We start from the raw sequence: 18,979 nt of genomic DNA, 5'->3' as shown, positions 1-18,979 counted from the left end.
CTCAAGGCGGAAGAGGCGGGTTCGGATTCGGCATGTAGGTAAGTCCTACAGCTCCGACTTAGGAATCATTTTACTTGCAAAACTTGCATGAACGGTGCAGCGATCTCTATAGTAAGGGGGAACGACTTACGAACGGAGGGGCGCAGGATGGAGAACGGGCGCGTGCTTAAGCAAGATTTAGACGAAAAAAGCGAGTTTCAACGATTATTTCAAATGGTTCTGCTGTTTGAGGAAAAAGCAAACCGGCCGGATGCAGAAACCATTCGGAAAGCTCTTGAATCCCAATGTGGTAAAACGGATACCGTATCGGCAGATGACGCATTGTCCTCGTTTGCTGTTGAGGCATATAAAGTAGCCTACCAAGAAGGGGAGCTGCCGGCTCAAGTGATGATGGCGGACTTTACTCCTTTTCAGCCGGAGACGATCACCGACTTGGAGCGCACCCAGTTTTGGACGATGCCGGATGCGGAAGACGTCCTGGATAAATGCCGCTATAAATTGCTGATCAGCGATTTTATGGCAGCGGGGCTGGACTATAAATCGCGCAGCGCCTTGCTGGCGGATTGGCTGGAAGTCGCCGTAAGCTTGTTCCCGGCGTGCAAAGCGATCTGGATTCCTTCCAGCGGAAAATTGCTGCACACGGCCGAAATCGCGGAAAATCCGTATGAAGGTGCCAGCCGATTTTTGCAGTTCGGCATCAATATACGTTACTTTACCATTCATGGAACCGAAGACAGCTTGATCGATTCGCTCGGCCTTTTTGCGCTCGGGCTGCCGGATGTCCAGTACCACTTTCATACATTGGACCCGAATGACGTGTCACGGCATGCATTTAATGTCGCGGCCTACTTGTTTGAAGCGGATGTGCCTGTTAGCGACGGCGAGACGATCGCCGGCTTGCTGAACGGGGAGATGGCGCCGGACGTGCACTGGCCGTGCCGGTTCGAAATGGCGCTGATCCAGCCCTCAAGAGAATTGATGGATGTTTGTCCGGGCGAATATGCCGCAGGAGACCGATCGTAAAATCGCCGTGGCAGCGATTGAGTCAACATTTACACCCATGCCTACAACTAAAAGCGGAATGAAAAAGGAGCCGGCGTTTATCTTTCGCCGGCTCTTTTTCGTTATTTCCCCGGAAATGGTTTGCCGACCGTGCGCCTATTCGTGCGGCGACCGACAGCCGTATTTGGAAGCTTCCGCATCCGTTCAGATGCTCGGAATGAATCGGTTATTCGACATGAATCGTAACGTTCTCGATGCGAATGTCTTCGACCGGGCTGCTCATTTCACCTGTTCCTTTATTGGCTTCAACAGGCGATACGGCAATCTTCTGAACGATATCCATACCTTCCACGACTTTACCGAATATGGTGTAGTTCGGGTAATTGTTCAAATTTTTGCTGTCCTCGCCTGTGCAAATGAAAAACTGGCTGCCGTTCGTATTCGGGCCCGAATTCGCCATGGCGACGATACCCGGCTCGTACTTGAACCCGGTTTTCAATTCATCGGCGAACCGATAGCCCGGTCCGCCGGTTCCCGTTCCGGTCGGGTCGCCGGTTTGGATGACGAAGCTTTGCAAAATCCGATGAAAGATCACATCGTCGTAGAAGCCCTCTTCCGCAAGGAAAACAAAGTTATTGACGGTTACGGGCGCTTTTTCGGCAAACAGCTCGATCGTTATCGTTCCTTTGGTCGTTTCGAGGACGGCGCGGTACGTTTTATTTTGATCGATGCTCATTTTGGGCGCTTTGTTGTAGCGGTTGCCCACCCAAATCGTTTGCCGCTTGTCGTCATATTGCACGAACTTGCCGAGCGATTCGCTCATAAAGCGCAGCGGTACGTAGGTTGTCCCTTCGTAAATAAAGGATGTGCCTTCCGTCACCTTTTTTTCAGTTCCGTCGAACATGAAGCGGAGCTCCTTGAAATAGACCTCGATCTGACTTCCCGCCGCTGCATATGCCGCAATGGAGGTGGACAGCAATGCACCGATTATGATCCCCAGTGATAAATATTTGATTTTTTGCTTCATGACTTCCTCCCATAATCGCCGTATTGGCGTAATCTGCCATTCTACGTCATTATAAACGACGCGGGATACGAGGAACATAGGGGACCATATAAAAATACCTTTTTACCGGATTGCTTCGATAGAGCGGGTTTCATGTACGTTATTGCATGTTTGCGCAAAGTCGTGAAGATTATTTTCGCCTTTAGTTAAACTCTCCATTGTATCTGACAATCCTTGGAGGTTATGGTGGTAAAAAAGGAAATGGAGGTACCGATACTTGATTCGATTAAAGGAAGTGGATTGCAGCGACTGGTATGCATGCATCAAGCTGGAGGTGACGGAGGAACAGAATGGGATCTCTCCGGCTCCGGTCGTTTATTGGCTTGAGGAGGCGAGGCTGGATAGGCGGTTGGTTCCGATGGCCATTTATTCGGATACTTCGCTAGTCGGTTTTGCTGCATATGCGGGGGAGGCGGACGAACAGGGCAGGCACTGGATTATGGCGCTGATGATCGGCCGCGGCTATCAGCGGCAAGGGTACGGCAAAGCTGCGCTTGCCGAGCTTGTACGTTTGCTGGTCACGAAGCACGGAGCAAGGACGATTGCCGTCGGCCACAGGACGGACGATACGGGCGCGGGAACGCTTTTCGAATCTTCAGGCTTCCAAGAGGCCGGCGGCAGCGGGGACGGGGAGATCGTCCGCAGCTGCGAAGCGCCCGTAACGACGGTAGGGATCGTCCGCAGCTGCGAAGCGCCCGTAACGACGGTAGGATCTCACGCGTGATAATGCGGCTTGCAGGAATAACCCAAGAGCCCCTCAAGTCCGTAATCCTTACATTAGCCGCATTCGGGTTCAAGAAAATTCCGGCGAATCGCCGATTCGATACAGCGTTTTGGAAAATCGTCCAAAATCAAAAGATGAGCATTGACGCGGAAAACGTGCAAATGATAATTTTACCGAAGAAAACAGAAACCCGCTGCGCGGCCGCAACGGGTTTATCTTTTTGGAAGAAAGGAAACGGCTTCCTCGTTGATTCGTTCAAATAGAAGGATTTAGCATGGCCAGATTTAAGCTACTCGTCTCCGGAAGGGTGGCTAAGCTCTTTATTCTTATCGTAGCCAAGCTGTCTGGAAATAAACAGAGCGCTGTCCTGCAGCTTGCTTCCGATCGCTTGGAAGGCAACGCTAGGCAGTTCGTTGCGCAGGGCGGTTACGCTGAGTGCGGCTGCAATACGGCCGTGGCTGTCGAAAATGGGTGCGGCGATACATCGGATCCCGAGCTCGCCTTCCTCGTCTTCGATGGCGTAGCCGGAATCGCGCACATTCGTCAGGAAGGCCTGAAAGGCTTCCGGCGTCGTAATCGTGTTCGCCGTCGTCGCGGGCATGCCGTTCTGCCGCAAGAAGAGCTCGAGCGATTCCTCCGGCAGGAAAGCGGCAAGCGCTTTGCCGACGCCTGAATTATGAAGATGCAGCGTCTGACCGATCTCGGTGGAAAATTGGACGAAGCCGGGTCCCTTCACCTTCTCGATATAAATCGCTTTGCCATTCTCCAGCATGGCCAGGTGAACGGTGAAGCGCAAGTCGACGGCGAGCTTCTCCATGATCGGGCGGGCGATGCCTCGAATATCCAGCTTGGTCAGCGTCTCCATGCCGGTGTTATAAAGCTTAAGCGTCAGCCTATATTTGCCGTCCTCAACCTTCTGTACGTAGTTCAAGCTTTCGAGCGTCGTTAAAATCATAAAAATGGTTGATTTCGGAATTTTGCTCAAGTCGTAAAGATCGGTTACGCCGAGCGGAAGCTCAGCGCGAGCCAAAAGCTCGATAATCGCGAGTCCTTTCTCGAGAGCTGGAACGGTATATCTGCTTTTTTTCATAGCTGTTTTTCTCCTTTTGGTATTACGAAAAAGGATTTGGAGATGCGTTTTCATTTAAACACAGTTATAGCGAAATATCAAGAAAATACAGCGTGTTTATGCTAGTTTTTGCCCTTTCCTCCGTGTTGACTGGGGTGGGGGGGAGTGATATATTTGTTAAGTATTTGGTATACCGAAAATTCAGTTAATATACCGCAAGAGAGTGGCGGCAGCAAAGCAAACTCCCATTTTACTCAGGCGGTCAGCAGCTTATCGCTCCAATCATCGCGGCACGAGCACTTCCAACTAGAATGACTTACACAAGAAGAAGGGATGATTCCAATGATTTTCGATTGCCATACGCATTTATTCGGACACGGTCAAGTGAAAGGACCGACGCAAGCAGCCGTAAAACGTTCCTGGGGCCCCGACCATGAAATGATTGCGACGCCCGAGCAGCATGAAGAGGCTTTTGCCGATTCGGACGGCGCTATCGTTCTGGCATTCGACGCGCCCGCTACCGGCATTGAAGTGCCCAACGAATATGTGGCTGAGTACGTCGCAAAGCATAACGGTAAATTTATCGGCTTCGCCAGCGTCGACCCGAATCGCGCCAATGCGCCGAGATTGCTGGAAGAGGCAATTAAAGGGCTGGGCTTGAAGGGCTTGAAGCTTGGGCCGATTTATCAAAACTTTTATCCGGACGCGAAGGAGCATTTCGATCTCTATAAGAAGGCGGACGAGCTGAATATTCCGATTCTTATCCATCAAGGAACTTCGTTCGTGCCGGAAGGCTTTCTGGATGCTTCGCGACCGGCTGCACTCGATCCGATTGCGCGGGCGTTCCCTAACCTGAAAATACTGGTCGCCCATATGGGACATCCGTGGGTAGACGAGTGCATTTCCGTCGTGCGCAAGAACACGAACATGTACATGGACGTTTCGGCGCTGGGCAGCCGTTCTTGGCAGTACTACAATGCGCTTGTGTCCGCATGCGAATACGGCGTAACGCATAAAATTTTGTTCGGATCGGACTTCCCGTTTTTTACGACGCAAAAAATGATCGACGCGACGCGCAACATCAACCATTTGGTGGAAGGCACGAACCTGCCGCGTGTACCGGAGCAAGTCATTGAAGATATTATTCACCGCAATACGCCGGAAATTTTGGGATTGGTTTAAAAGAACCGGTTCCGGAGCGCGCGCCCTTGGACTCTCCCGGGAAGGGATGAATCCGAGGGCGGGAACGCACCCGGCAAGGCGTCAGCATTCAAGCAGGACGGATAACTCCGTTTCCATATTTCAATGGTAAACGCAGGGCGTCAAATGACGCTGTCTGACGTTTATCCTTGCGGGAGGGTTTGATCTTGAAACTTCGCAGCACCATATATACCTCCGACAAGGTCGCTGCAGCCAGGCGCAACGTGCAACAATACGATTGGGCGCGCAAGCTGAAGGACGATGCGGTAGGCAAGGCGGAGCGATATGTCGGGCTAGGCCATGAATTTCTTTGGCGGCTTGTGCCTCCCCAGACGCTGCCGAGAAGCTACGGGGTTAATCAGAAGCTGGGCAGTCCGGTGACGGGGAAAGACATCGACCGCTTCGGCAATTATCCATATACCGGCGATCCGGCCTCGGCGCCTTGGAAAATCGTCGATCCGAGCAACGGAATGACATTCCCGACGAACGATTTCGGGGCCTATTACGAAAGCGGACTGGATGAGCAAGCGATTTTTCGGCCGGAGCTGGCGGACAGATCTCTGCTTGTAAACGAGCTTTATCCCGAGAAGGGTCCATACTGGGGCGTCGATGACGGCTTCGGATGGGTAGATGAACACGGCAGCCGGTACACGTTTGTTGCTTATTACGTGCACTGGTTTTTATGGCACGGAAATAATACCGGTATGATACAAGAATCGGTAAATAGTTTACGTGACGCTTATATATTAACCGGCGATATTCGATATGCACGGGCGGGGACGGTACTATTGGACCGGATCGCGGACGTTTACCCTGCGCTCGACGTTTCCGTTTACGATAAAGCTGTTTTTCTGAACTCGCACGGCGGGGAGAGCGGACGGGGCAAAGCGGTCGGCTCGATATGGGAAACGGCGCTAGTTAAAGATTTTCTCAGCGCTTATGATGCGTTTTTTCCGGCTATGGACGATGAAGAAACGATTGTCTTCCTCGCGCGGAAGGCTGCGGCATGCAAGCTTGCTGCGGCCAAAAACAGCGGAAACGCCATTCGCCGTAATATAGAGGAAGGCATCGTCAAGCAAGTGTTTCCCGCTGTGAAGGAAGCCGCTATTTTCGGCAATATGGGCTTTCATCAGAGCGCCTTGACGCTGGCCGCCGTCGTTTACGATACGCTGCCGGAGACGCGCGAATGGCTTGATTTTACGCTGCGTCCGGGAAGGCGGGAGAGCAAGCCCGATTGGCATGTTACCGGAGGAGGACTTGCCGCCGCATTGGTCAACGACGTCGACCGGGACGGGCACGGCGACGAAGCGGCACCGCACTATAACAGGCTGTGGCTGTCGACTTTTCAGACGGTGGCGGATATCTTGCAGGGCTACGATCTTTGTCCGGAGTTCGATTTATACCGGCATGTCAAATATAAAAAAATGTATGCGGCGATGTACCCGCTTCTGCTAAACGGCAAATTTACGGCGCAGATCGGCGATTCCGGCAAAACGGGCAATCCGGAGCCGCCGGCCCTCATTCGGGAGGCGGTCAAAGCATTCGAGGCGTACGGCGATCCCATCTATGCGCAAATGGCCTTCTACTTGAACGGAAACCGGCTGGACGGCATTCATGGCGACATTTATTCCGCCGACCCGGAAAGTTTCGTCAAGCGGATCAAGCAAGCGATCGCCGAGCACGGCACGCTTAGCCTCGGCAGCGTCAATTTGACGGGTTACGGATTTGCCGCTCTTCGCGACGGCGAAGCGGGCGTTCAACACGACGGAAAGCCGTGCTGCGGGACGATGCGGGATTTGTGGCTGTATTACGGAAGAAGCGCCGGACACGGCCATCGCGATGCGCTTAATCTTGGCCTTCATGCCTTCGGCATGGATTTGGCGCCCGATCTCGGCTATCCCGAATATGCCGACACGAAGGACCGGCACCGCTTCGAGTGGGTGCAGCATACGATCAGCCATAATACGGTGACGGTGGACAACGGCAAGCAGAAGACGCAGTGGTGCGGGCGGCCGCGATATTTTGACGACGGAGCTTTCGTTAAGCTGATCGATGTCGAAGCGCCGGAGGCTTATCCGCAAACGGAGCTGTACAGACGTACGGCGGCGATCGTTCGCATCGATGAAGGGCATTCGTATATGGTCGATCTTTTCCGGGTCAAAGGGGGAACTGAGCATCATTACAGCTTCCACGGCCCCGAAGGCGATACGGCTGTAGAAGGGCTTGAGCTTGTTTCGCAGCCTACGGGCACGTATGCCGGGCCTGAGTCGGAATACGGCGATCGGCAGGATAGCGTGGAAGGCCCGGGCTACGAAGGCAGCGGCTTTCATTACTTGAAAAATGTGCACCACGACGTTTCTCCGGGTGATCGGTTCTCCGTCGATTGGAATGCGGTCGATACGTGGGGCTTGCTGGAGCGGCCGGGGCCCGTCCATTTGCGTTTGACTATGCTTGGCGCATATGATCGCGTTTCGCTGGCGGAGGGCGTTCCGCCGCGCAACAAACCGGGCAATCCGTCCAGCTTGACCTATGCGATCGTGCGGCGCAGCTCGGAAGACGGCTTGCCGCTTGAAAGCATGTTCTCGTCGATCATCGAACCGTACCGGGAAACGTCCCAAGTCCGCGCAGTCCGCTCGCTGCCGGTGCGCGACGAGGTTAGCGGATCGACGCCTTCCGACTTCGAAGTCAAAGCGATTTGCGTAACGCTCGAAGACGGCCGCACGGATACCATCGTCAGCGCGCTGAATACCGGAAGCAAGTACCGGATCGGCGAAGGCTTGCTTTTTTGCGGGAGCTTCGGCGTGATCAGCGAACGGGGCGGTCAAATCGAGCAGGCATACGTTCTCGGCGGCACGCTGCTCGGTTATGCGTCCACTCCCGTTATTGACGAACGGAGCGGTCGCCTTGAAGGAACGATAGCCGATTTTACGAAGGAGCTGTCCGAATCGAACGAGATCATCGTACGGATGAACATGCAAGGTATCGAACCCGAGCGGCTCGCCGGCAAAATGATCTACGTCGAAAACGACGGGGAACGCAATGCGGTTTATTCAATCAAGTCTGCGGAGCTGCTGAATGCCGAAGGGATGGCTTCCGCCGAAGGTGTCTGCCAAACCGTCCGTCTCAACATCGGCGACATCACGCTGATTCGCAGGTACGCGGACAGCGGCGACACGAGCAAGGGCTACCGCTACGATATTGCGGAAGGCTCGGCTTTTAGCATCCCGCTTTCGTACGAACGGTTTTTGAGCTAACATGGAACGTGACAATTTAAGTTTCACCATATAAGATGATTGTACGAGCCCGACGCCGATGCGGTATCGGGTTTTTCTTTTTTTGGGGCGTTATTTCTTGTATCGTATTATCGACATCCTGGGGGGCATACTTGTGCGCAAACGGCTGACATCGCTTACGTTCAAACAAAAGCTGATCATATTTTCGGTTATTATCAGCACGCTGCCGATCCTCATTTTAGGACTGTCGTCTTCCTACATTGTTCGCAAGAGCATCCAGGAGGAGGTCGATACGAATCACCAGACCGTGCTCAAGCAAATTCAATTCCAGCTGGACAATTTCGTGAAAAACCTGCAAATTTCCGCGCTGTCCATTGCCTCCGACAAGACGATCGAGAAAGCGATGCTGCTCCCGCCTCCCTCGGATAACGTATCCCAGTCGCTGGAGCTGACCGATATTTTGATCAAGCATCAAAGCTTTTCGTCGATTCGTTTTACGGCATCCCTCATTTATAAAAAATACGACTTCGCCTTTTCCAACAAGTCGCCGCTTTTTTTCTATGAAATCATGGATAAAGTACAGCCGAAATTTAACGCCACGTTCGTCGTTACGCCCAATACGTACGCGAATCAGGACGAGCTGCTGCTATTTTCGCCGGTTCCGCGGCATACGTATTATTCCGACGGCATTCTGGCGCTTCATGTGACGATTCAGGAGCTGACCAATTTCCTTGAAAAGCTGACCTTCGGCCATCGCAGCAAAGTATTTATCGTGGACGAAACCGGCAGGGTCATCGTTAGCCAAAATAAAGACGAAATCGGGACAAAGCTCGCCGATACGAATGATTTATATCACTTCTGGAAGGATCCGGACGGCTTCGAGGGATCGTTCGTATTAAAAGGCGAACAATATAAACTGACGGCTCAAACGTCGTCGCTAAACAACTGGACGTATATCGCGATGACGCCGATCCGGGAATTTACGGAGAAATCGGATAAAATCCAGCGTTTGACCTGGCTTTTATTCGCGGCGATTGCACTCGTTTGGACGGTTATCGCGTTTATCGGCTCGAGCCGGCTGTATGTGCCGGTCGAACGGATGCTGCGCCGGTTTACGGATGAGCACAAGCTGGACCGCACCGGGAAAGAAGGGCTGGAAGCGATCGATTCGATGATGAAGCAGATGGCGTCCGCCAACATCGAGATGCAAAAAAAGCTGAGCGAGCACATGCCATACTTGCGGGAAAGCTTATTTCATCACCTGCTGCGCGGCGAAATGACGGAAAAAGAGTTTTTGCAAAAGTCGGAGCAGCTCGAGCTGCCGTTCGCAGGTCCAGTGTTCGCCGTGTGCATGGCGACCGTCGACGATTTCAATTTGTTCATTCAGACTTATTCGCAGAAGGACCGCCCGTTGATTCATTTTGCGCTGCGGAAAATATTTGAGGAAACATGCGAGAACGAGCTGGCTTGCCTGACGTTCAGCTTTCAGCCGGGCCAGGTGACAGCCGTGTTCGGCTTCGAGAAGGAAAGCGCGGAGATCGAAGGGAAGCTAGCCGTGCTGATGGACCGCTTCAGGGAGCATGTGCGGGAATATTTCCGATTTACGGTCAGCGTAGCGATCAGCCGTCCCCGCCAAGGCTTCGGGGGAACGCAGGATTGCTTCCAGGAAGCCGTCGGGCTGCTGGGCCACCGGCTGCTTCTCGGTCCGAATGTCACGATTACGGAGCAAAAAATCGCCCCTTCGATGAAGCAATCGGGACGCGCGCTTGTGCAAGGCATGAAGGATATCGCACACAGCCTGATTCAAGGCAAAACCGGCGAAGCGGTCGAGCAGCTCGATGCGCTCATTGCAACGGTCGCCAAGGGCGCCTACAGCTCGGAAATGGCGACGGGCCTATTCTCGTATTTGCTCGGCGAGCTCGATTATTTTATGAATGAACTCGATTGCAGTCTGGAAGACTTTTTTCAAGAGGATTTATACAAGCGGCTGTCTTCGCTTCACACGCTTAAGGAAGTGCGCGATTGGCTGGCGGATACGGTCTTTCCGGAGGTCGTCAGCAAGCTTGAAAGCTATAACGTTTCGAAACAAAAGCGGCTCATTCAGCAGGTACTGCTCGACATCCATGAACATTTCGAAACGGATGTGTCGCTGCAGCAGACCGCGGATCACTTCGGCATTCATCCTTCTCAGCTGAGCCGCATGTTTAAAGAAGTGACCGGCATGAACTTTATCGATTACCTGATTCAATTCCGGATGAGAAAAGCGGCGGATTGGCTGGCTCAAACCCAGCTTCCGATCAAAGATATCGCGGAACGTCTGCGTTATTCCTCCGTGCAAAACTTCAGCAGAGTATTCAAGCAAGTAATCGGCGTTCCGCCCGGCGAATACCGGAAGCAGCATAACGCTTCGGCCGAGTGAAGCTGCCTGTCCTTAGCTTAAGCTTACGAAGTCGCTTTCTTCAAAAGCGTTTATCCTTGTCACGTCCGCCGCAGTCCGTCAGTTTTTGCATAAGCAAGCAAACAAATGCCGCCGCTGCGCGGTTTTTGCTTTTTCATCGTATGACAAATCTTTATCATCGTTTGAATGCGCCGTAAAAAACGGAACATTGCGCATATAAAAACGCTTTCAATATAGTTAGGGCAGATAAGTCGATCAGCCTTATCGCAAACGAGAACGAGAGGGGTTACGTCATGAAATCGATCAACAAAAAAATGATGCTCGTATCGCTAAGCACGGCGCTTGCAGCAGGAACGCTGCTTGCAGCTTGCGGAGGCAAAGAGTCGGGAACGAACGGCGCAGGCAGCAGTCCAAGCGGAAGCGCAAGCAATTCTCCTTCGACGGCGCCGGCCAATAAGAACATCAGTATCCTGTTGTCCAATGCAGGAGCCAAGTATCCGCAAGAGATGAAAGAGGACGACAAATACGTTAAAGAATTGTCGAAGCAATCCGGCTATAATTTGAAGTTCGATTTTCTCAACCATCCCGAATACAAGCAGCAGCTGACCGTCCGTTTCGCTTCCGGCGATTTGCCGGACCTGATCCGTACTAACGGCATTACGGATTCGGCGCATCCCGGCGCTGTGGAGCAAGGCGTATTCAAGGAATTGGGACCGCTGATCGACAAATACGGACCGAATCTCAAGAAAAAAATTCCGCAGCAGGCATGGGACAGCCCGAACGTCTCGAAGGACGGCAAAATATACGGGATTCCGGCGCTTGCGCAATTTATGTCCAACCGCGTCATGTATATTCGGCAGGATTGGCTGGATAAGCTCGGGATGAAGCAGCCGAATACGCTCGACGAATGGGTGAAATATTTTGAGGCGATCAAGGGCAAAGACTTGAACGGCGACGGCGACCCGAACAACGAATACGGCTTCTACGTACGTGAGAACATGATTTACGGCGACGTCTTCTTCGCGGAGTTCGGCGCGCATCCGGGCATGTGGTATAACGTCAACGGAACGATGACGCCGGGCATGATCATGCCGGAAATGAAGGAAGCGATCAAGTTCTGGAAAATGATGTACGACAAGGGTTATGTCAACCCGAACCTGTTTACGAACAAAGGCGCGGATTGGGTTGCAGGCATTAAGAAAGGGCAAGCCGGCTCCTGGAAATACGACATTACAAGTTATCCGACAACATGGACGCCAAGCAATTTCGTCAACCAGCCGAACGCCAAGATCGATGTGGTCGGTTCTCCGCAAGGTCCGAAAGGCGGCGGCCTCGAAATCGAAAATCCGCAAGTCAACTTCGTTTGGGTTATCCCTAGCAAGTCGAAGCAAGCGGAGGAAGTCATCAAGTTTTTGAACTGGGCTTGGTCGGACGAAGCGGAATCGTTCTTCTCCTTCGGCATCAAAGGTCACAATTACACCGAAGAAGGCGGCAAAATCAATTGGGATCCGAAAGCGGAAGCGAACAACGAATCCGGTCCCGCGGGCTCGTCGACCTTCTATCAATTGATCATCAACCCGCGCGGCGACGGACGGATGACCCAGAAGCTTGTCGATATCAACGCCGAAGCCGAAATGCTCAAAAAAGGCATCAAGATCGCCTCGGAGAACATCATGAAGCATGACGGTTTGTATATGCCTTCGCTTCAGGCGCTGGCGACCAAACCGGAGCTGGCGATCGGCTTTAATGCGGGCAACCTGTTCCTCGATATGTTTGCCAAGGCAGTCACGGGTAAAGAAGATGTCGATAAAGCGTTCGACGCGTTCGTAGCTGAGTGGAAAAAACGCGGCGGCGATGCGGCCATGAAGGAAGCGACCGACTGGTATAACAGCAAAACCAAAAAGTAATGTTTCAGCGCCCGGAAAGCCGGCCCGGTCCGCGGGCCGGCTTTTTCCGTCTGCGTCGGTTTTAGGTCACAAGTAAAACTACGAAGCACTACGTCACTTTGTGGGGTGAAATTGGGGCCCCCGGCAAAGTACCCGGAATCAACTACGAAGCACTGCGTCACTTTGTGGGGATCAGTAATGAAGGAGGAAACATCATGCAACGGAAATTCCAGCTAGGCGACAAAGTGATGCTTTTGCTAATTGCCCTGCCGGGCATTCTTCACTTTATCATCTTCCGCTATATTCCTCTCGGGGGAAATATTATCGCGTTCCAGGACTATAACATGTTTCAAGGCTTTCTCGGAAGTCCGTTTGTCGGGTTCAAGCATTTTGTGACGATGTTCACCTATGACGAGTTTTTTCAAATATTGAAAAATTCGATTTTGCTCAGCCTATATTCGATCATTTTCGGCTTCCCGGCGCCGCTTATCCTTGCGCTGCTGTTGAACGAGGTGCGCAGCATGTGGTTCAAGCGGCCGGTGCAGACGTTGCTATATATGCCGCATTTTTTATCGTGGGTAATCGTAGGCGGCATTTTCATCAACTTGCTCGCGACCAAAGGCTTCGTCAATCAGTTCCTCGGCTTGTTCGGAATGGGGCCGTACGATTTCGTCACGATGCCGGAGTTTTTCCGGCCGATCGTCATTTCGGTTTCGATCTGGAAAGAAATCGGATGGGGGACCATTCTTTATTTGGCCGCGCTTACCGCGATCAATCCGAGCTTGTACGAAGCCGCGATGGTGGACGGAGCGAACCGCTGGCGGCGGATGTGGCATATTACGCTTCCGTCCCTGCTGCCTACGATTATGGTTCTTTTTCTGCTTAGAATCGGCAGCGTATTGGAAGCGAACGTCGAGCAGGTGCTTATTTTTCAAAACCCGCTTAATCGGTCCGTTGCGGAAATTATCGATACTTACGTGTATCGGGTCGGTCTGCTTAGCGCGCAATTCAGCTTTTCCACGGCAATCGGCATGTTCCAGGCGCTCGTCGGCTTTATTCTGATCATGCTGCTCAATCAAGTGAGCAAACGGACGACCGGCGAAAGCATTTACTAGCCGATGGCTTGAGGAGGGAAAAACTACATGATCACCTATAAATCGGATCGGTTCTTTCAATTTATTAACGGATTATTTTTGGCGGTAATCAGCGTGTCCATGGTAGCGCCGCTCGTTCATTTGCTGGCGGTATCGCTAAGTTCGCCCAAATACGCGGATGCCAAGCTCGTCGGCTTTTGGCCGAAGGAAATGCATTTCGGCGTTTACCGCGAAATTTTTCAGCTTGAATCGCTTTGGCGGGCGCTCGGCGTCAGCGTTTATATTTGCGTGGTAGGCACGCTTTTGTTTCTCTTGTTTACGACCAGCTTCGGGTATGCGCTGTCCCGCTCGATTATGCCGGGAAGGAAAATCGTCCTTCGACTCGTGCTCGTTACGCTCGTTTTTTCGGCCGGTTTGATTCCGAACTATATGGTCATCAAAGCGATCGGCTTCGAGAACACGCTGTGGGCGCTTATGGTCCCTTCGGCGCTTAGCGCATTCTACGTTATTATTATGAAAACCTTTTTCCAAGGCATTTCATCCGAGCTATTCGATTCGGCCAAAATCGACGGCGCCGGGGAATTCCGGATTTATTCTCAAATATCGATTCCGCTATCGGTGCCGATCTTGGCCACCCTTAGCTTATACAATGTCGTTTCGTTGTGGAATTCCTATTTCAACGCCCTGATTTTTATTCGCGACAAAAAGCTGTTTCCGCTCCAGGTCGTGCTGCGGAGCCTCATCGTCAGCGACGATACGCAAGCTTACGGCAGCAACGCCGCCGATATCGCCATGGTCGCGACGCCGGAAATGATGAAGGCGGGCATTATTTTGTTCGCTACGGTACCGATCCTGCTCGTTTACCCGTTCATTCAAAAATATTTCGTACAGGGCACGATGCTCGGGTCTTTGAAGGAGTAGCCGGAATAGCAGGATAACTAATTCACTGTCGATTAAAAAAGCTTCTGTTGTGTGCCCTTATTGTGGCGCTCGGCGGAAGCTTTTTCAGTAGTATGGAATCAGTGACTGGATTCGCAAAAGTCATGCCCATCTCTGCGATCCGTTCGGAGACAGATTCCTCATTGGTAATATTTTCTAGGCTAATGCCTAAAACACCAATCATAGGCGTTTGTCATAAGGTAGTGCATAGGCTTTTACCGTTTGGCCCATTAAAGGAGGAGCTTGCTTTGTTCGAAAATCAGGTCAAAATGTGGTACCCGTTCATCGGACCCTACGATCCGTGCCCGCCGATCTACGTAAAGACGTATTCGACGCCGCCCCAACTGTTCATTCCGTTTCAGCCGACAGGACTCCCGCAATTCCCGCCGTACGAGGCGCTGCAAAAAGGGACGCTTTGGCCGGCTTTATTCAGCCCGTATGATGGCCGCCGCAGCGCGGAATAAAAACGAGGAGGAGAGGAGAACGTCATGCAACAGCAACATACGCTTAGCGACGATTATTACCGCTGCCTGCTCGAGCTGCAAACCGTCGACTTTGTGCTGGTAGAGCTGACGCTGTACCTGGATACGCATCCCGGCGACGAGCAAGCGGTCCGGCAGTTTAATGAAAATGCCAAGCGAAGAGCGCAGTTGGCCTATCAGTTCGAGTCGAAGTTCGGGCCGCTCATGCAATTCGGGCACAGCTTTTCCGGTTTCCCGTGGAATTGGCCGCAAACGCCGTGGCCTTGGCAGGTATAAGCGAAGGGAGAGCAGGGATTCATGTGGATTTATGAGAAAAAGCTGCAATATCCTGTGCGCGTCAGCAAATGCGATCCGCGTATGGCCAAATACTTGATCGAACAGTACGGTGGGGCGGACGGGGAGCTGGCTGCGGCGCTGCGTTACTTGAATCAGCGGTATACGATCCCCGATAAGGTAATCGGATTGTTGACGGATATCGGGACGGAGGAATCAGTACACTATAGTTATCGATGATAATACTTTCTTTCGATGAAGGATATTTTCTATACGCGGCGAATACTTCAAAAAAAGTGTAAAACATTTCCTAAGGGACGGATAATTGCATGAGCAGAAAACAGTTTATTTTATTCTTTCTTTTGTTCAGTTTCATAGTCATATACTTTCTACTGATGTCGAATGTTGACAAACCAGAAGGGTTTGAAGGACTAGTTATTCCGCTTAGTATAGGAGCTTTTATTGTTGGTGGCATAATTTCTTTATTCTCAATTTTGAAATTAAAGAATCCGTTCCCGTTACTTGCTCTTAGTCTCATTTTTTTCTTTGTCGCAAGCATACCTATAGTAGTTGATTTAAAAAATCAATTGCGACAGAATGCGTACCTTTCTCTAAACAAAAACTACATCAAGAAGCTGGAACAGCAATATAATATTAGTCTTTCTGCAAAAACTATGAACGGTAGCTGCGTTAATATAAGTAATGGGTACTTGATTAAAGTGGAAAAATGTGATTTGAATGATAAATCATTACTACAACAACAGTTGATCACTGTGCACAAAGAAGGCGGAACAGTTGTAGATCAGAAAAAAATTGAAGATATAGTGAACGAAATAAAGAATAAAAATAATTTTAATGACAATATTGTCTTATTTTATGTTCAGGTAGTATCTCCGTACTTTGATACAAATGGAGAACTGAATGATAATAATAACTTTATTAGATTAGCCCTGACAGATAAAAGTGCAACTCAGACTATTCAATATGGATTCAGAATCAGGGCTGATCTAACAGGTAAAATAATTTTTTGAAATTTACTAATTTTCCTTTGGTAGCTTCGGATATAGGACGAGTGTAAATTTATCCATTCCCCCGTTCCAACGGCCACCTGTATCTTTTCGGTAAGTAACCTTTTCAAGGATTGATTTAAGCAATTCATTTTTCACTGCTGCATTCTCGGTTCGATGGTAGACATCAAGGACGTGTTCGATTTTGGGGATTGTTTCGACCTTTGCTGTTTGACGTTTAAATTCGGTTTGGAGTTCGTCTTCAGTTTGTTGGATGGCATCAGTCGTTTCTTTAATTTCTTGTGCGATAATCTGGGAACGCTCTAAAAAAATCTCTGTAGTGTAGACTTTCCTTTCAACGAGATTAAAGGCTTCCTTCTTCTGTTCATTTAGTTCATGTAGCTTATTCTGTAATCTTTTTAGCATGTCTTGATGAAGCTTTAATTTTAAATCATCGTTCTTCATCGTTTTGGGGCGTTTCCCCATCCATTGTGCTTTATAAGTAGACAACCACTCCTTGAGACTTTCCAAGAGGCGCTCTTCGACAAGATGGTAGTATGAACTTACATTCTTACAATATTGGGTTGAACACATAAGCGTTGATGGAGTCGTTTTGTTTTTGCCGCGATATGGTCTAAGGACAACTGCCGCACCGCATATTCCACATTTCACGATACTGGCGAGCGGATTCGATATTTTGCCGGCTGGAGCAGGCGGGTGACCGTTTTCGTTCATATATTGCTGAGCTAAATTGTACTGAGCTTCGTCGATGATAGGAGGATGCATACCCATCACTTCTAGCCATTGCTCACGAGGCTTACGGGGCCTACTTTTACTGTCTCTACGTTTCTGCAGCGGACGCGATCCCCATCTTACTCGTCCGATATAGACAGGGTTTCGAAGGATCCCGTTTACTGTCGCTACAGTCCAGCTGCTATTCCGTTGAGTAACGATCTGTTTATCATTCAGGTATGCAGCTAGCCTTGCTGTTCCAAGTCTTTTCTCTGGATCCTGATCAGTATACAGACTATAGATGAGCTGTACGATGGGGGCTTGATCCGGATGCGGCTCCAGTGTGTATCCTTTGCCAGGAAGTTTAACCCGTGAGTAGCCGTAAGGTGGCTTATTGCCTAAGTATCTGCCTTCCTTGACTCCATCAATGCGCCCCCCTTGCAGACGGCGTGTGATCGTCTTAAACTCCCGCCGGCTCATAAAGAGGCCGAATTCAAAGTATTCTTCATCATCGGGGTTATTGGGATTATATACGCGCATTGGTGTGACAATAGTGGTTTCTGAATACTTAAATGCTTGGGCTACAATACCTTGGTCCTTGGTGTCGCCACGAGCCAGACGCTCAACTTCAACCACAAGGACACCCTTCCAATGCTGATCTTCAACATCTTCTAGTAGCTTCATCATTTCTGGACGTTCGTCTATTTTCTCACCTGAAACCGGCTTTTCCCGATAAATCTTTGTAAGGTTTATCCCGTAACGTTTAGCAAGGTCAAGTAAAATTCGTTCGTGCCGAGCATATGTATCTTCTTCGCCCCGAGCTTCCGCCTCGATATCGACCCGAGATTTACGTAAATACCCGCTATACTCACCTTCAGGTAATTTATAATTCATGCCCCGTCACCTCGTTTATTCAAACTTGTTGTATCTATAGAAAAAGCCCCTAAGGGCTAGATGGTGAACGTACAATTTAATTTTAAATAATACCCACCATTAATGTAAACAGCTTCTTCAGTATGTTTCTCAACAATTCCGCCTTGCTCGATAATCTGACCGTTTAGCCAGACGGTTACTGGCTTTTTAAATAACATGGCATTATTAAAGTCGACAGTGTGTATGAGCGTGGTTTTCATATTCATCGTAGAGACCCCCTGGCTATCACAATATTTTTACAGCATTCGACAAATGAGTAGGGAAATCCTTCCTTATGTAGAATTGTTTTGGTGGGAGGGATGACAATGTCGTTACATGAGCAATTGAAGGAGAAGAAGAAGCGGGGAGAACTGAGTGCAGCAGATCTTACTGAGGAAGTTCTTAAGACATTGTTTTGGGATGAGGAACTTATAACAAAACAAATCGGTGATTTATTTGATTTGAAGCACACTCAAGTAAGATCATTGATAGCCAAATACGACTTACAACTTTACAACAAAAGAAGCTTGGATCTTGCCAGTATGTTTTCCAAAGTAGCTGCTGCCTCAGAATTGAAAGGCAGGATGGAAAGCAGGCTCGAGCAGAACGTCTCAATGGTCAACGTAATCATTTCTTGTGCGCGATGCGGACATGCTGTTGTATTAAATGAAGATGAAGGAAAAAAATCATTCGTAGGCAGCAAGTTAAATGATGATGGTAACTTCAGCTTATTCATTGCGACAGAAGAAAGCATCGATCCCGAAGTAACGGAGGAGTTTGTTGAAAGTCTCAGCTCAGCCAAGGATACAAACGAATTAAAAGAGATTCTTGAGAAGGATATTCCGGATAATGTTGACTTTGATTCTCGCCTTGATCAGATCATGATCAAATGTACCGGTTGCGGCGACTATTTGGATTTAGTGGGGTTTTATGAATAAAGGCAAAGATCCACATTGCAGGTA

The 18,979-nt window shown here is 50.2% G+C and carries 16 protein-coding genes and 1 pseudogene; 13 read left to right on the top strand and 4 right to left on the bottom strand.

All coding sequences use genetic code 11. The features are described 5' to 3' along the window. The first annotated feature begins 147 nt into the window (after positions 1-147). The gene (locus tag DQG23_RS04690; protein ID WP_238177749.1) at positions 148-1,023 is read left to right on the top strand and encodes a DUF4261 domain-containing protein; all 876 of its coding nucleotides are present in this window, start codon (positions 148-150) and stop codon (positions 1,021-1,023) included. Positions 1,024-1,228: 205 nt separating this feature from the next. Here DQG23_RS04690 and DQG23_RS04685 read toward each other — a convergent pair whose 3' ends face one another. After that, on the bottom strand, positions 1,229-2,029 hold the full coding sequence (locus tag DQG23_RS04685; RefSeq protein WP_238177748.1) for a peptidylprolyl isomerase: 801 nt from the start codon (positions 2,027-2,029) through the stop codon (positions 1,229-1,231). A 256-nt stretch (positions 2,030-2,285) separates the two neighbouring features. Between DQG23_RS04685 and DQG23_RS04680 the strand changes: the two genes are divergently transcribed. After that, a complete protein-coding gene (locus DQG23_RS04680) occupies positions 2,286-2,792 on the top strand; it encodes a GNAT family N-acetyltransferase (RefSeq protein WP_113029660.1) in 507 nt (168 codons plus the stop codon). Positions 2,793-3,081: 289 nt separating this feature from the next. Here DQG23_RS04680 and DQG23_RS04670 read toward each other — a convergent pair whose 3' ends face one another. Further along, positions 3,082-3,882 carry an IclR family transcriptional regulator gene (locus tag DQG23_RS04670; protein WP_158560297.1) on the bottom strand — a complete coding sequence of 267 codons (801 nt, stop codon included), beginning with the start codon at positions 3,880-3,882 and terminating at the stop codon, positions 3,082-3,084. A 321-nt stretch (positions 3,883-4,203) separates the two neighbouring features. On the opposite strand from DQG23_RS04670, the gene DQG23_RS04665 reads away from it, so the two are divergent. The 10 genes and pseudogenes from DQG23_RS04665 (at position 4,204) to DQG23_RS04620 (ending at position 16,397) form a co-directional block, all read left to right on the top strand. After that, positions 4,204-5,043, top strand: a complete 840-nt coding sequence (locus tag DQG23_RS04665; RefSeq protein WP_113029657.1) for an amidohydrolase family protein — start codon at positions 4,204-4,206, stop codon at positions 5,041-5,043. Between the two features lie 185 nt (positions 5,044-5,228). Continuing rightward, entirely contained in the window at positions 5,229-8,315 is a 3,087-nt protein-coding gene (locus DQG23_RS04660) for a heparinase II/III domain-containing protein (RefSeq protein ID WP_113029656.1), read from the top strand. Between the two features lie 133 nt (positions 8,316-8,448). After that, complete coding sequence (locus DQG23_RS04655; RefSeq protein WP_158560296.1) at positions 8,449-10,713, top strand: helix-turn-helix domain-containing protein; 2,265 nt, start codon at positions 8,449-8,451, stop codon at positions 10,711-10,713. 272 nt (positions 10,714-10,985) lie between these two features. Further along, positions 10,986-12,599: a type 2 periplasmic-binding domain-containing protein gene (locus tag DQG23_RS04650; protein ID WP_113029654.1), complete on the top strand. Its 1,614-nt coding sequence runs from the start codon at positions 10,986-10,988 to the stop codon at positions 12,597-12,599. A 194-nt stretch (positions 12,600-12,793) separates the two neighbouring features. Further along, positions 12,794-13,693 (top strand): ABC transporter permease, encoded by a 900-nt coding sequence (locus DQG23_RS04645; RefSeq protein ID WP_113029653.1) that lies wholly within the window; start codon positions 12,794-12,796, stop codon positions 13,691-13,693. Positions 13,694-13,720: 27 nt separating this feature from the next. Then, on the top strand, positions 13,721-14,593 hold the full coding sequence (locus tag DQG23_RS04640; RefSeq protein WP_113029652.1) for a carbohydrate ABC transporter permease: 873 nt from the start codon (positions 13,721-13,723) through the stop codon (positions 14,591-14,593). 287 nt (positions 14,594-14,880) lie between these two features. After that, positions 14,881-15,075, top strand: a complete 195-nt coding sequence (locus DQG23_RS04635) for a spore coat associated protein CotJA (RefSeq protein WP_238177778.1) — start codon at positions 14,881-14,883, stop codon at positions 15,073-15,075. 24 nt (positions 15,076-15,099) lie between these two features. Then, a complete protein-coding gene (locus DQG23_RS04630; RefSeq protein WP_113029650.1) occupies positions 15,100-15,369 on the top strand; it encodes a spore coat protein CotJB in 270 nt (89 codons plus the stop codon). A 21-nt stretch (positions 15,370-15,390) separates the two neighbouring features. Continuing rightward, a pseudogene (locus DQG23_RS04625) lies at positions 15,391-15,591 on the top strand (manganese catalase family protein); the annotation flags it as partial. 104 nt (positions 15,592-15,695) lie between these two features. Further along, complete coding sequence (locus DQG23_RS04620; protein WP_113029649.1) at positions 15,696-16,397, top strand: hypothetical protein; 702 nt, start codon at positions 15,696-15,698, stop codon at positions 16,395-16,397. Between the two features lie 6 nt (positions 16,398-16,403). Here the strand turns inward: DQG23_RS04620 and DQG23_RS04615 are convergent, their stop codons facing one another. Together DQG23_RS04615 and DQG23_RS04610 are read right to left on the bottom strand one after the other, a co-directional pair. After that, positions 16,404-17,999, bottom strand: a complete 1,596-nt coding sequence (locus DQG23_RS04615) for a recombinase family protein (protein ID WP_113029648.1) — start codon at positions 17,997-17,999, stop codon at positions 16,404-16,406. A gap of 56 nt (positions 18,000-18,055) precedes the next feature. Continuing rightward, positions 18,056-18,244, bottom strand: coding sequence for a hypothetical protein (locus DQG23_RS04610; RefSeq protein ID WP_113029647.1), 189 nt, complete (start codon positions 18,242-18,244; stop codon positions 18,056-18,058). A 99-nt stretch (positions 18,245-18,343) separates the two neighbouring features. Here DQG23_RS04610 and DQG23_RS04605 point away from each other — a divergent pair, with 99 nt between their 5' ends. Continuing rightward, the gene (locus DQG23_RS04605; RefSeq protein WP_113029646.1) at positions 18,344-18,955 is read left to right on the top strand and encodes a hypothetical protein; all 612 of its coding nucleotides are present in this window, start codon (positions 18,344-18,346) and stop codon (positions 18,953-18,955) included. Positions 18,956-18,979 lie beyond the last annotated feature (24 nt).

This window comes from Paenibacillus contaminans (assembly GCF_003285015.1).
GTDB classification, from domain to species: domain Bacteria; phylum Bacillota; class Bacilli; order Paenibacillales; family NBRC-103111; genus Paenibacillus_V; species Paenibacillus_V contaminans.
This window is presented reverse-complemented; position numbering and strand designations above follow the sequence as displayed.

What these genes read in the sequence shown, in the direction of transcription:
- DQG23_RS04690 (WP_238177749.1), top strand. Translation starts at nt 148, where the DNA reads ATGGAGAACGGGCGCGTGCTTAAGCAAGATTTAGACGAAAAAAGCGAG.
- DQG23_RS04685 (WP_238177748.1), bottom strand. Translation starts at nt 2,029, where the DNA reads ATGAAGCAAAAAATCAAATATTTATCACTGGGGATCATAATCGGTGCA.
- DQG23_RS04670 (WP_158560297.1), bottom strand. Translation starts at nt 3,882, where the DNA reads ATGAAAAAAAGCAGATATACCGTTCCAGCTCTCGAGAAAGGACTCGCG.
- DQG23_RS04665 (WP_113029657.1), top strand. Translation starts at nt 4,204, where the DNA reads ATGATTTTCGATTGCCATACGCATTTATTCGGACACGGTCAAGTGAAA.
- DQG23_RS04650 (WP_113029654.1), top strand. Translation starts at nt 10,986, where the DNA reads ATGAAATCGATCAACAAAAAAATGATGCTCGTATCGCTAAGCACGGCG.
- DQG23_RS04645 (WP_113029653.1), top strand. Translation starts at nt 12,794, where the DNA reads ATGCAACGGAAATTCCAGCTAGGCGACAAAGTGATGCTTTTGCTAATT.
- DQG23_RS04640 (WP_113029652.1), top strand. Translation starts at nt 13,721, where the DNA reads ATGATCACCTATAAATCGGATCGGTTCTTTCAATTTATTAACGGATTA.
- DQG23_RS04635 (WP_238177778.1), top strand. Translation starts at nt 14,881, where the DNA reads ATGTGGTACCCGTTCATCGGACCCTACGATCCGTGCCCGCCGATCTAC.
- DQG23_RS04630 (WP_113029650.1), top strand. Translation starts at nt 15,100, where the DNA reads ATGCAACAGCAACATACGCTTAGCGACGATTATTACCGCTGCCTGCTC.
- DQG23_RS04620 (WP_113029649.1), top strand. Translation starts at nt 15,696, where the DNA reads ATGAGCAGAAAACAGTTTATTTTATTCTTTCTTTTGTTCAGTTTCATA.
- DQG23_RS04615 (WP_113029648.1), bottom strand. Translation starts at nt 17,999, where the DNA reads ATGAATTATAAATTACCTGAAGGTGAGTATAGCGGGTATTTACGTAAA.
- DQG23_RS04610 (WP_113029647.1), bottom strand. Translation starts at nt 18,244, where the DNA reads ATGAATATGAAAACCACGCTCATACACACTGTCGACTTTAATAATGCC.
- DQG23_RS04605 (WP_113029646.1), top strand. Translation starts at nt 18,344, where the DNA reads ATGTCGTTACATGAGCAATTGAAGGAGAAGAAGAAGCGGGGAGAACTG.